This window comes from Streptomyces sp. NPDC019890 (assembly GCF_044903445.1).
Lineage (GTDB): Bacteria > Actinomycetota > Actinomycetes > Streptomycetales > Streptomycetaceae > Streptomyces.
Genome location: NZ_JBJDQK010000009.1, coordinates 12,651 through 24,889 on the forward strand (window position 1 = coordinate 12,651; position 12,239 = coordinate 24,889).

Consider the following 12,239-nt stretch of genomic DNA (forward strand, 5'->3'; position numbering starts at 1 on the left):
CTTCCGGCCTCATTGACAAGGGGACGTCATGACGGACAAGTTCGTCGCCGCAATCGACCAGGGCACCACGTCCAGCCGCTGCATCATCTTCAACCAGGACGGCGCGATCGTCGCCGTCGACCAGCGTGAGCACCGTCAGATCTTCCCCAAGCCGGGCTGGGTGGAGCACGACGCCACCGAGATCTGGTCCAAGGTGCAGGCGGTGGTGGCGGGGGCGATCGCCAAGGCGGGGCTGCGCGCCGACCAGCTCAGCGCGCTCGGCATCACCAACCAGCGGGAGACGACGGTTCTTTGGGACCGGTCGACCGGAAAGCCCGTGCACAACGCGATCGTCTGGCAGGACACCCGTACCTCCGGGCTCTGCAACGAGCTGGGGGGCACGGACGGACAGGACCGTTTCCGCGACGCGACCGGGCTGCCGCTCGCCAGTTACTTCTCCGGGCCCAAGGCGGCCTGGCTGCTGGACAATGTGCCCGGGCTGCGCAGCCGGGCCGAGCGCGGCGAGATCGCCTTCGGCACCATCGACTCCTGGCTGATCTGGAACCTCACGGGCGGCACGGAGGGCGGGGTCCATGTCACGGATGTGACCAACGCGTCGCGCACCATGCTGATGAATCTCCAGACCCTCGAATGGGATCCGGCGATCCTCTCCGCGATGAACGTCCCGCAGGCGGTGCTCCCGGAGATCAGGTCGTCGGCGGAGGTGTACGGGACGGCGGTCGGCCAGCTCGCGGGCGTGCCGGTGGCCTCGGCGCTCGGCGACCAGCAGGCCGCGATCTTCGGACAGGCCTGCTACGACACAGGCACGGCCAAGAACACGTACGGCACCGGCAGCTTCCTGCTCCTGAACACCGGCAATCGGCCCGTGCCGTCCAAGAGCGGACTGATCACCACGCTGGGCTACAAGATCGGCGACGAGGCACCGGTCTACTGTCTCGAGGGCTCGATCGCCATCACCGGTGCGCTGGTGCAGTGGTTCCGGGACCAGTTGGGCATCATTCGCAGCGCCGACGAGATCGAGACGCTGGCGGCGAGCGTGGACGACAACGGCGGTGCGTACATCGTGCCCGCCTTCTCCGGGCTCTTCGCCCCGTACTGGCGCTCCGACGCGCGCGGAGTCATCACCGGCCTGACCCGGTACGTCACCAAGGGGCATCTGGCGAGGGCGGTGCTGGAGGCCACCAGTTGGCAGACGCGTGAGGTCGTCGACGCGATGTACCAGGACTCCGGGGTGCAGATCACCACGCTCAAGGTCGACGGCGGCATGACGGCCAACAATCTGCTGATGCAGCATCAGGCGGATGTGCTGGGGGTGCCGGTGATCCGGCCGAAGGTCTCCGAGACGACATGTCTGGGGGCTGCGTACGCGGCGGGGCTCGCCACCGGCGTCTGGTCGGACCTCGACGAGCTCAAGGCGCACTGGCGGCGCGATGTGGAGTGGTCGCCGCGTATGGAGGCCGATGTGCGCGAGCGCGAGTACCACAACTGGCGCAAGGCGGTGGAGCGGAGCTTCGGCTGGCACGAGGAGGACGGGGCGTGACCCTCGTAGGCCCCCCGACACCGACCTCGTAAGCCTGCAAGGCCGACCTCGTAAGCCTGCACGGCGGACCTCGTAGGCCTGCAACGCCGAAAGGCTCACGGCCCGTACCCCAGTCGGTGGGGGTACGGGCCGTGTCCTGCTCTGTCCGCCGCGTCAGGTCGTGGCATGCTCGCGCTGCCGGTCGGCGCGGGCCAGCGCATGCTCCACCACCGCGACCAGCACCTCCTTGGCGGACTCGCGCTCACGCGCGTCGCACATCAGCAGCGGCACCTCGGAGTCCAGGTCGAGGGCGGCCCGCACCGTCTCACCGGGGAAACGGCCTGCGCCTTCGAAGCAGTTGACGGCGACAGTGAACGGAATGGCACGGCGCTCGAAGTAGTCGATGGCCGCGAAGGAGTCCTCCAGGCGGCGGGTGTCCGCGAGCACGACCGCGCCCAGCGCCCCCTGCGCCAGCTCGTCCCAGAGGAACCAGAAGCGGTCCTGCCCCGGTGTGCCGAAGAGATAGAGCACCAGGTCCTCGCGGAGCGTGATGCGCCCGAAGTCCATGGCCACCGTAGTGGTCGTCTTGCTCTCGACGCCCTCGATGTCGTCGACGGGCCGGCCCGCCTCGCTCAACGCCTCCTCGGTGCGCAGCGGTCGTATCTCGCTGACCGCACCCACCAGGGTCGTCTTGCCGACGCCGAACCCGCCCGCGACCAGGATCTTCAGGGTCACCGGCTCGACAAGCGGCTTTCGGCGGCTAGAGCGCCCGAAGACCATTGATCACCTCGCGGAGAATGCTCACGTCCGGCAGTTCGGCCGGCGGAACGGGACGGGTTACGTGGACCAGCGCGTCCTCGACGAGATCGCCGACCAGGACGCGTACCACTCCGACCGGGAGGTCCAGGGTGGCCGCCAGTTCGGCGATCGACTGTGGGGTGTCGCCGCACCGCTCGACGATCTCCACATGCTCCGGCGAGAGCGACTGGTCGCGGCCGGGGTCGTCGGCCGCGGCCTCCGGTACCACCAGGGCGATCAGATCAAGGCGGTGGCGGGTCGCGCTGCTCGTCCGGCCGCGGGTCATCGCGTACGGACGGACCACCGGACCCGCGTCGGCGTCGAAGAAGTGGCGCTGCTGCTGAGCGTGCTGAGCCGAGTCACTCATGCCCCACACTCACCCTCCGGCGGCCTGACCGGTCCGTGGCGCGGTGGACAGGTGGACTCCGACCCGCTTGACCATCAGCGTCATCTCGTACGCCACCAGGCCGACGTCGGAGTCCGCGTCGGCGAGGACGGCCAGACAGCTGCCGTCGCCCGCCGCCGTGACGAAGAGGAAGGCCTCGTCCAGCTCCACGACGGTCTGGCGGACCCGGCCCGCCTCGAAGTGGCGGCCGACACCCTTGGCGAGGCTGTGGAATCCGGAGGCCACGGCGGCAAGGTGCTCGCCGTCCTCGCGGGTCAGGTCACGGGAGGTGCCGGTGGCGAGGCCGTCACCGGAGAGCACCAGTGCATTGCGGATGGTGGCCACCCGGTCGACGAGTTCGTCGAGAAGCCAGTTGAGCTCGCCTGCTCCCTTGGCGGTCGGCGTGGCGCCCAGGGCGCCCGGTGCTGCGGCATGCGGTGCGGTCATCGACCGTCCCCCTCGAAAGTCGTTCCTGGTGCGGTCTCGCCGGGGCCGGTGGCCTGGTCGGTGGTTTCGGCCTCTTCGGCGTTCTGGCGGCGGCCGCGCTGCCAGCCTCGTTGCATGGAAGCCATACGGTTGCGTACCTGTTCCGCGTCGCGCTCGATGTCCTGCTCCGCGGCCGGGGCCGACGTCTGGTCGGCGGCGGTGCCCTCCCTGAGCTGGGGGGCGAGGCTGGCCTGGCGGACGCGACGGGGCAGGCCGTCGAACGGGGCAGGCTCGGACGTGGATGCCTGGTCGGTCAACGGGGCCTTCTTGGGCGCGGGCGTGGGCGCGGGAGCCGCCGGGGCCGGTGCGGGCCAGGGCGCATGGCGCGGCTCGGCACGTGGTTCCGGACGTGGCTCCGGGGCGGGCGCGAGCGCGGGTTCGTCGGCGTGGCCCGGCCCGGGCGCCGGAGCCGGGTGGGTACGGCCCCGTTCGTCCACCCTGCGGCCGTGGTCGGTGACCAGGGTCGGCGGCTTGCGGCGGGGCAGTGGCACCGGTCCCGGCAGCCGCTCGGGCATCTGGTCCAGCGCCTGCTGGTGCTGCTCGTCCGGGGCCTGACGCCGCCGGTCGCGGGCCCGGGCCCGGAAGATTCCGCCACGCTCGCTCTCGGTGTCATCGATGTCGCCGTCCCCGCTGATCGCGTCGACACCGGTCATGGGGTCGACACCGCCGAGCACCGTCCGGTCGTCGAAGCCCAACGCGCCAACGGGCGGCTCCAGTTCGACGGGCCCGTCGAGCAGTGCGGAGCCGCCGAGACCGGTGGGCACCTTGGCGAGCGCCGAGAGCTTGCCGTCACTGCCGCGCCGTCCGGCAGCACTCTCGCTCTTGCGGTCGAGGCGGAAGCCGGTGCCCTGGGTCTCGGGGGCCTCGGTGAGCAGGGCCGCGGGTATGAAGACGACCGCGGTGGTCCCTCCGTACGGCGAAGGCTGCAGCGAGACGCGGACGTTCTGCCGCTGGGCGAGCCGGCTGACGACGAAGAGGCCGAGCCGGTCGGTGTCCGAGAGCTCGAACTCCGGGGTCTCCGCCAGCCGCAGATTGGCGTCGAGGAGCACCTCGGGGGCCATGCCGAGACCGCGGTCGTGGATTTCGAGGGTGAAGCCGTTGGCGACCCGCTCGCCGTGCACCTGGACGCCGGTGTGCGGGGGCGAGAACACCGTGGCGTTCTCCAGGAGTTCGGCGATGAGGTGGGTGAGGTCGGCGACGGCCGGGCCGCCGACCCCGATGCGCGGTAGCCGGCGCACCTCGATGCGCTCGTAGTCCTCGACCTCGGCGACCGCGGCCCGTACGACGTCCATCAGCTGGATCGGCTTGCGCCACTGGCGGGACGGGGCGGCACCGGAGAGGATCACCAGGCCCTCGGCGTGCCGCCGCATACGGGTGGTGAGGTGGTCGAGGCGGAACAGGTCCGCGAGTTCCTCGGTGTCCTCCGTGCGGCGCTCCATCGTGTCGAGGAGCGTCAGCTGACGGTGCAGCAGCACCTGGTTGCGGCGGGCGAGGTTGACGAAGACCTCGGAGACCCCGCGCCGCATGTCGGCCTGCCGGACGGCTGCCTCGACCGCGGCGCGCTGAAGGGTGTTGAGCGCCTGGCCCGCCTGGCCGATCTCGTCCGAGTCGTAGTCGAGACGCGGCGCCTCGGTCTCCACGTCGACATGCTCACCCGCGGCGAGCCGCCGCATCACGCTGGGCAGCCGTACGCCGGAGACCTCGTGGGCCTCCTTGCGCAGCCGGGAGAGGTCGCGTACCAGGTCACGGCCGATGCGTACGGAGACGATCACCGAGACGAGGAGAGCGAGGAAGCCCAGCACGCCGGCGACCCCGGCCTTGACGAAGACGCTGTACGCGGCGGGCTTGAAGCGGTCCTGGTAGCGCACGCCGGCGTCCTTGGCCTCGCGGCCGAGGTCGTCGATGACGGGGGTGGCGGCCGCCTGCCAGCGCGATGCCTCCGATGCGCCCGTCTTCTCGACGGGGCCTGCCGTGATGAGGCGTTCCTCGGCGTTGCGCAGAGGGGCGGTCTTGGGGCTGCGCCAGTACTGCCTGTAGATCTCGCGTTCGCCGGCGGGCAGGACTTCGAGATTGGTCTCGTAGTACAGCTCGCGTTTGGCGACGAAGTCGGAGAGCGCGCGGATCTCGGCTGCCGTGACATTGCGTGTGACGAGGGAGGAGGCGATCAACGCGTCTTCACGGGAAAGCATTTCGAGAGCGCGGGCGAGGCCGACGAGGGCTCGGGCCTGCCGTTCCATCTCCGCGTTGTTGAGTGCGTGGAGCGTCAGCAGGAAGCTGTAGCAGGGGTCGACGAGGCGGTTGTAGTACTCCAGTGCCTGAGTGCGGGAGACGGTGCCCGTCTCGACCGAGCGGCGCAGGGCGCCAAGACCGTCGAGTGCTTCGAGAAGCGAGTTGAGTTCATGGGAGCTGTCGGAGCGCATGTCGTCGCGGACTCCGGGCTTCCCCATATTCGTTTTGATCTTGGCGATGGCCTTGTCGGTCGCCTCGCGCTCGCGACGCAGATTGGGCAGCGCGTCCGAAGCCCGGCGGTCCGCAAGGTAGATGAGCGTCTGACGGCGTTCTCTCTGGATGACGCCGACGGTGTCCGCGACCGGATCACCGACTTCTTCCACAACGGAAGTGACGTCGAGAAGCTGATTGGCCTCCCGACCGGTCAGTACGGTGGCGAAGCCCCACAGGGCGGTGAGGGAGACAAGCGGCACCAGCAACAACGCCACGATCTTCCGGCGGATGGACTTCCCGCGAAAGCGCATGGCCTCCCCCTGCTCAAACCCGCCCGGTGCGGGTGGCGTTCCTCCGTCAACAAACGGCGTGAGCCTACTACTGTCACACAGACAACTCGAAGGCACGTCCGGACTATTTTCGGCCGACAACAGACGTGTTGATCATGGGTTGTCCTGGTATTCGGGGAGATGGCATTCCCGGCAGTCCCGCAGTACACCTGGCGGCACGTCATCTTTCGGACCGTCGTAGATGGCTGGAATTCTTCGCTCCGCGGGAATCATCCGACCCGGTCAATCGTCCTTGTGTACGGGGGCTGTGTACGTCGGCAGGGGCACGGGGGTTCGCCGCATTCGATGCGGCGCCGCAGCGGCCGGAGTAAGGCAGCGGATTCCGGGCAGCCACCCTGAAGTCGGACAGAGGTGGGAGTGACAGGGTCCATGGACACGGACGAGCGTCGCAGCGGGGTGCAGGCGGCGGGTTATGCGGAAGTCCCGCGTCAGCTCTGGGTGGAGGAGCCGGCTGTGCGACGGCGCATGGCCGAGCCGGTCCGTTCGGCGGCCGTGCGGGCGGTGATCATCGCATCGCTGACGATGATTCAGGCGATGATCGCGTTCCTGTGCACGCTGGCGGGGTCGTGGCTGGCGTTCCCGATGGTGCTCAGCAGCGTGGCCAGCACGGTGGTGGCGACGTGGGCGGTGCTGGACGTATGGGTGACCCGCCAGGTGTGGAACCAGCGCAATGGCGTGGTGTCCATGCCCAGCAGCACGGCACGGCAGTTGCGCCGGGAGCGCCGCAGGGCGCGGAAGACGGCGCGAGCGGCGGCGCGTGAGAGTGCGCGGATACGGCGAAGGGAGCCGGGCAGGCGGCTGTCGGCGACGGGTTGACGTCCGGGCCCGGGGTGCGGGCGCTTTTGCCCCCCCCACCCCGCCCCTTCCCGAAACTGGGGGACGCCCCCAGACCCCCTGCCGGGGGAAGGAGTACGTGGGGGCTGACGCCCCCACACCCCGATACGCCAGCTTCGCGGCGCGGATATAGGGACCCGTCGTTGCCGATTCGCCAGCTTCGCGGCTTGGATGTACGAGCCCGCCGTTGCGGTGGCCTCGCGGCACAGTTGCACGCGGGGGTGCCCGTGAGCGTTGCCGTGCAGGGGGACGCGTAGGGGTCGTGTTCTGGACGTAAAGCGGCGCAGCTCGCGCGAAGCGCGGTGAGGAAAGCAGTCCAGAATTCGAGCCCCGGAGCGGCCCCAGGCCCGCACCCGCGGACCGGGCACACCGGACGGCCCAAGACCGGCACCGCGGACCCCCGCACCCGCGGACCGGGCACACCGGACGGCCCAAGACCCGCACCGCGGACCCCCGCACCCACGGACCCGGGCACCCCGGACAAGCGGACGCCCGCACCCGCGGACCCGGCACACCGGACAAACCCAAGACCCGCACCGCCGACCCCCGTACCCCGGGGCCCGGTTACCGCTTGAACATCCGCGTCGCGGTGATTTCGCCGTGGACCGTCTCGCACGTCGGGTCCTGCTGCGGCAGACCGGGCCGCAAGTGTTCTTCGACGCTGATGTACTTCAGGCCCGCGCGCAGGTCCGCGTCATTGCGCAGCCGGATGACCAGCGGGAATTCGGCGAGGGCCGTGGTGTCGAAGAGGCCCGTCGTATAGAGCAGTTGGACGCCCAGCGCATCCGAGACCGCCCGCTGGAGCTCCAGCAGATACGTCGCGTTGGCGCGGCCGATCGGATTGTCGAGGAAGAGCGTACCGGCGTGCCGGTGCTTGTCCCTGCCGCGGTCGTTGCTGCGGAGCGCGGCCATCGTGCAGTACAGGGCGATCGCCGCGGTGAGCAGCTGGCCGCCGGAGAAGACGTCGCCCATCTGCCCGACCGGGACCCGCTCCGCCCGCAGCACCGCGTCCGGCTTGAGGATCTCCACCGCGATGCCCTTCGGCTGCAGCGCCGCCTGAACGCCGCGCAACAGCAGGGACATCCCGTCCCGGCGCCCCTCCCCGTACGCCGCCGCGGAGTTCTTCTTCACGGCAGCCCGGGTCGCCTCGTCAATGACCTCGCCGAGCCGCTCGGCGAGCGTCGTCTGGTCCGGCTCCTCGAAGCGGATCCGCAGGAACTCCTGCCCCGACCACTCGCCGAGCCCCTCCGGCAGACGGGACAGCCGCTGCGCCGAACGGAGCGTCGTCAGCGCGGACTCCACCAGCCCGCGCAGCCGGTCCACGATCGTGTCGCGGTTGCGCTCCAACTGCTGGAGCTCGTCTGTCAGCACCCGCAGCCGAGGGGCGAAGGCCTCCGCCCATTTCGCGGCGTGCTCAGGCAGCGCCGCGGCGGGCAGCTCGCGAATCTGCTGGCGCGCAGGGGTGCGCACCTGCTCGTACCGGCTGGAGTTGGCGTGCCGTACGAGGATGTCGCTCGCTTCCCGCACGGCGGCCTCGGCGGCGGACAGATCGGTGGCGCAGCCGCGCAGTGAGCGGCGGGCCTCGGCGGCCGAGTGCCGCGCCTCCTCCAGGGTGCCGGGGTAGGGCTCGGGCGCTTCCGGACCCTCCTCGTCGTGGTGCTCCCGCAGCAGGTCCCGCAGGAGCGCGGCGGTCTCGTCGAAGCCGCCTGTCGCGTCCTCGGCGACCCGGTGCGCCTGGAGCAGTCCGGCGTGGGCGGCCCGGGCCGTCTCCAACGCATCGGTCCGCGACGCCAGTTCCGCCGTGGCCGTGCGCAGCAGGGCCTGCGCCTGCTCGGCGTCGGCCGGCACCAGCTCCTCGGGGAGCTCGGTGTGCGACTGGCCGTCGGCAGGGGCCAGTCGCTCGGCTTCGCCGCGGAGCCTGCCCAGCTTCTCGCTCGCCTCCGACGCACGCGACTCCAGCATCTGTACGAGTGACTCCGCGCGCGCGGCCGCCGCCTGGCGGGACGGCCCGTCGGCGCCGTCGGTGCCCTCCAGGAGCTGGGCGGCCCGGGTGCGGACCTTGTTGGTGAGCCGGTCGAGTTCAGCGAGGGCGGCGCTCTCGTCGCTCTCGGCTCTGGCCTGCTCGGCGCGCAGGTCCGCGCCGACTCCCACCTTTTCGTACAGCTGCGATGCGGCCCGGTACGCCTCGCGCAGGGCGGGCAGCGCGTGACGCGGTGCGTTCTCGTCAGCCTCCGGCAGTGTCTCGGGCGCACCGGCGATCTCGGCACGCTCGGCGCGCAGCGCGCGGGCGGTGCGACGGGCGTCGTCCCCCGCGCGTTGGGCGGCCCGACGGTCCTCGTCGGCGGCCTTCGCCCGCTCCAGGCAGGTCGCGGCCCGGGCCTCGGACTCGGCCGCGTCGTCGGCCAGTTCACGCAGCTTCAGCTGCCAGCCCGCGCGCTCGCGGAGCCGGAAGGCCAGGCCCGCGAGCGCGTCGGCGGCCCGACGGGCGCGCTGGGCCGCGTCCTGTCGCTCGTCGCGGACTCGGGCGGCGTCGGCCGCGGCCTCGTCCACCTCGGCGCGCACGGTACGGGCCTCGGCGAGCGCGGCGTCTGCTTCTTCGGCGGCTTCGCTCGCGGCCTGCGCACCCTGCGCGAGCTCGGCGAGCATGCCCGGCGGACACTCCGCCCGCCACGAGCCGAGGCGGGCGGCGAGCGAACGGTCCCCGGCGAGCCGCGCCGCGAGCGCACGGATCTCCTCGTCCCGCGCGGTGGCCCGGGCCCGCAGCGCGTGCCGCTCCTCGTCGGCGGCGTGCTCGTCGTGCATGGCCGGGTTCGGCGGTACGAGGAACACGTCCCCGTCCCCTGCGCCGCCCGTGCCGGGGCTCGGCACCGGCGCGAGCAGCGCGGCGGCCGTGCCGACGGCCACGGTGGAGCGGGGCAACAGCGCGGCCCCGGCAAGGATGTCGCGTGCGCGGGCGTGCGAGGCCGGATCGGTGATCACCACACCGTCGACCAGCTCGGGCCGGGTGGCCAGCACGGCGGCGTGGTCGGCCGGGTCGACGGCCTGCGCCAGGTAGCGCCAGCCGGGGAGGGCCGGGATGCCGTGCTCACCGAGGTACTCGACGGTCGCGAGGACGTCGGGTCCGGGCGGCAGGAGGCCACCGTCGCCGAGCGCTCCTAGGATGCGGGCGTCGTCGGCGGCAGCGGTGCGCAGGTCGAACAGCTGGCGCTCGGCGGAGGCGACGTGCTGGTCGAGGACCTCGCGCAGCTCGTCGGCGTACCGGTCCAACTCCTCGGCGGAGAGGGGCTCTTCGGCGGTACGGGAGGGTGTGGTGGGGTGTGGGCTACCGTTCGCGGAGTCCGGCCCCTCGCCGGTACGGGCCGTTCGGTCGCTCGCGACGACGGCGTCGCGCCCCTCGCCCGTGCCGTCCGCGAGGCTGCCGTCCGATGCATCGGCCGCCTCGGTGCCGTCCTCGCTTGCCCGGCGCTCCTGCCCGAGGCCTTCCGGCGAGGGGCCGTCCGCCGCCGCGGCCCGGCGTGGCGACGGCACCGTCGCGTGCACCGCCGGCGGCAGGCTCAGCAGCTCCGCCAGGCGTTCGTCCTGGGCGATCGAGTCCGCCGCGCGTCGCTCCGCCTCGTACGCGTTGTCGGCGGCCAGCGCCGCGTCCGACGCGCGGGCCGCCGCCAGTTCCGCGCGAGCCTCCGCCGCGGCCGCGTCCTTCGCGCGATCCGCCGTCGTGCGCGCGGCCTCGCGGGCCGTGTCCCACCCCGCGACCGCCGTCTTCTCCGCGTCGCTCGCCGCCAGCGCGGCCCTCGCCGGGTCGGCGTCCGGCGCCGTGTCGTCCAGCCAGCCCGCCCGTACCGCCTCGGCCGTCTCCTGCTCGACCTCGCTCAGCCGCTGCCGCAGATGACCGATCTCGCTGCGGGCGCGCTGCGCCTCCGTGGCCGCGGCCGTCGCATCGCGGTGGGCGGCCTCGCCCGCCTCCTGGAGGGCGGCGGAACGCTCCTCCTCCTCGTTGGCCACCCGCTCGCCGTCCGCCGCCGCGGAGTGCAGCGCGCGGACCAGGTCGGCGGCGGCCTTGGCGCGGGCGGCGAGCGCCGGGGCCGCGTCCCGCTCGGCCTCGCGGATCGCCGCGGCGACACGCACGGAGCGGTCCCCGGCGGCGCGGTGGCGCAGTACGGCCTCCGCTGCCTGCCAGGCGGAGTGCAGCGTGCGCGCGTCGGTCAGTTCGCGGCGCTGGGCACTCGCGCCCTTCTCCGCGACGGTCAGCGCCAACGAGGCGTGCCGGTAGGCCAGTTCCGCGGCGATCAGCGAGCCGCGGCTGCGGGCCTGCTCCGCCTCGGTCACGGTGTGCGAGGCGGCGGTGACCTGCTGGGCGAGCTCGGCCGCACGCCCCCGCTCCTCGGCGGCGCGGGCCGAGAGACGGCGCGCGAGCGTACGCGTGCGGCGCTCCGCGCCCGCGTGGATGTCCCGCGCCCTGGTGCGGGCCTCGGCCGCCTCCACGATCCGGCCGAGCAGATCGACCGAACCGGCCGTGAAGTCGCGCTCGGCGGTCAGTTCGGCGCGGCGGCCGAGCTTGTTGCCGAAGCTGCCGACGAGATCGGCGAGCCCGTCCGTGTCGCGCGTGTCGGTGACGGCGCGCAGCAGCAGATCGGTGAAGTCGGAGTCCTTCTTGACCGCGAAGAGCCCCGCCGCCTCGCCCTCGTCGGCGTTCATCTCCCGCTGGTAGCGGAAGAGTTCGGGGTCGAGACCCACGTCGCCCAGGTGCTCGTTCCAGCGGTCGTGGATCTCCTCCCAGTACACATCGAGGTGCGGATACGCCTTGCCCGCCTCGGTGATGGCGTCCCGGAAGCCCTTCATCGTGCGGCGACGGCCCTGCGCGCCCGAGGCGCCCTCCACGGGCGGGCGGACGGCCGTGGACTCGGCGACGGGCAGCGAGTCGAGGCTGAGCCCGGGGCCTGGCCGGAAGGAGTACCAGGCTTCGGCGAACTTCCGCGGGTCGTTGGACACCTGGCGCCCGCGCCACTCGCTGACCTTGCCGACCACGACCAGCTCGCCGGTGAGCGTGTGCTGCCACTCCAGGGCGACATGGCCGCAGTCGTCGGCGAGCAGGAACTTGCGCAGCACGCCGGAGCTGGCGCCGCCGAGGGTGTTGCGGTGGCCCGGGAGCATCACCGAGAAGATCAGCTTCAGCAGTACGGACTTACCGCCGCCGTTCTCCAGGAAGAGCACGCCGGCGGGCGCGGGGCGGCGCGGCGGGCCGACCGGCTCCTCCTCGAAGAACTCCGCCTGGGTGGGGGCGGGATGGGGCACCGGTTCGCCGACTCCGCGCAGGTCCAGCACGGTGTCGGCATAGCGCGCACCGGCGGGCCCGATGGAGTAGAGGCGTACCCGGGACAGCTCGTACATGGCGGCGGACTCTCGTAAGTGGCAGATGTGAGGGGCA

General features: G+C 72.1%; 7 protein-coding genes. 2 read left to right on the forward strand and 5 right to left on the reverse strand.

Features of this window, described 5'->3' with window-relative positions:
* Window positions 1-28: 28 nt before the first annotated feature.
* The gene (gene glpK / locus ACI2LP_RS23630; RefSeq protein WP_404726502.1) at window positions 29-1,540 is read left to right on the forward strand and encodes a glycerol kinase GlpK; all 1,512 of its coding nucleotides are present in this window, start codon (window positions 29-31) and stop codon (window positions 1,538-1,540) included.
* A 153-nt stretch (window positions 1,541-1,693) separates the two neighbouring features.
* Here glpK and ACI2LP_RS23635 read toward each other — a convergent pair whose 3' ends face one another.
* Genes ACI2LP_RS23635 through ACI2LP_RS23650 form a run of 4 tightly spaced genes read right to left on the reverse strand, consistent with a single transcriptional unit; the run spans window position 1,694 to window position 5,941 of the window.
* Window positions 1,694-2,299, reverse strand: coding sequence for an ATP/GTP-binding protein (locus tag ACI2LP_RS23635; RefSeq protein WP_360884646.1), 606 nt, complete (start codon window positions 2,297-2,299; stop codon window positions 1,694-1,696).
* The gene (locus ACI2LP_RS23640; protein ID WP_404726503.1) at window positions 2,280-2,684 is read right to left on the reverse strand and encodes a DUF742 domain-containing protein; all 405 of its coding nucleotides are present in this window, start codon (window positions 2,682-2,684) and stop codon (window positions 2,280-2,282) included. Before ACI2LP_RS23640 ends, ACI2LP_RS23635 begins: the two co-directional genes overlap by 20 nt.
* A gap of 9 nt (window positions 2,685-2,693) precedes the next feature.
* Window positions 2,694-3,149: a roadblock/LC7 domain-containing protein gene (locus ACI2LP_RS23645; RefSeq protein WP_404726504.1), complete on the reverse strand. Its 456-nt coding sequence runs from the start codon at window positions 3,147-3,149 to the stop codon at window positions 2,694-2,696.
* Window positions 3,146-5,941, reverse strand: coding sequence for a nitrate- and nitrite sensing domain-containing protein (locus ACI2LP_RS23650; RefSeq protein WP_404726505.1), 2,796 nt, complete (start codon window positions 5,939-5,941; stop codon window positions 3,146-3,148). The genes ACI2LP_RS23645 and ACI2LP_RS23650 overlap by 4 nt, the downstream gene beginning before the upstream one ends.
* A 408-nt stretch (window positions 5,942-6,349) precedes the next feature.
* Here ACI2LP_RS23650 and ACI2LP_RS23655 point away from each other — a divergent pair, with 408 nt between their 5' ends.
* Window positions 6,350-6,796: a hypothetical protein gene (locus ACI2LP_RS23655; protein WP_404726506.1), complete on the forward strand. Its 447-nt coding sequence runs from the start codon at window positions 6,350-6,352 to the stop codon at window positions 6,794-6,796.
* Between the two features lie 582 nt (window positions 6,797-7,378).
* Here the strand turns inward: ACI2LP_RS23655 and ACI2LP_RS23660 are convergent.
* Window positions 7,379-12,202, reverse strand: coding sequence for a hypothetical protein (locus ACI2LP_RS23660; protein ID WP_404726507.1), 4,824 nt, complete (start codon window positions 12,200-12,202; stop codon window positions 7,379-7,381).
* Between the last annotated feature and the right edge of the window lie 37 nt (window positions 12,203-12,239).

Excerpts from the sequence above, each read along its gene's own strand:
- glpK (WP_404726502.1), top strand. The coding sequence starts at position 29 with ATGACGGACAAGTTCGTCGCCGCAATCGACCAGGGCACCACGTCCAGC.
- ACI2LP_RS23635 (WP_360884646.1), bottom strand. The coding sequence starts at position 2,299 with ATGGTCTTCGGGCGCTCTAGCCGCCGAAAGCCGCTTGTCGAGCCGGTG.
- ACI2LP_RS23640 (WP_404726503.1), bottom strand. The coding sequence starts at position 2,684 with ATGAGTGACTCGGCTCAGCACGCTCAGCAGCAGCGCCACTTCTTCGAC.
- ACI2LP_RS23645 (WP_404726504.1), bottom strand. The coding sequence starts at position 3,149 with ATGACCGCACCGCATGCCGCAGCACCGGGCGCCCTGGGCGCCACGCCG.
- ACI2LP_RS23650 (WP_404726505.1), bottom strand. The coding sequence starts at position 5,941 with ATGCGCTTTCGCGGGAAGTCCATCCGCCGGAAGATCGTGGCGTTGTTG.
- ACI2LP_RS23655 (WP_404726506.1), top strand. The coding sequence starts at position 6,350 with ATGGACACGGACGAGCGTCGCAGCGGGGTGCAGGCGGCGGGTTATGCG.
- ACI2LP_RS23660 (WP_404726507.1), bottom strand. The coding sequence starts at position 12,202 with ATGTACGAGCTGTCCCGGGTACGCCTCTACTCCATCGGGCCCGCCGGT.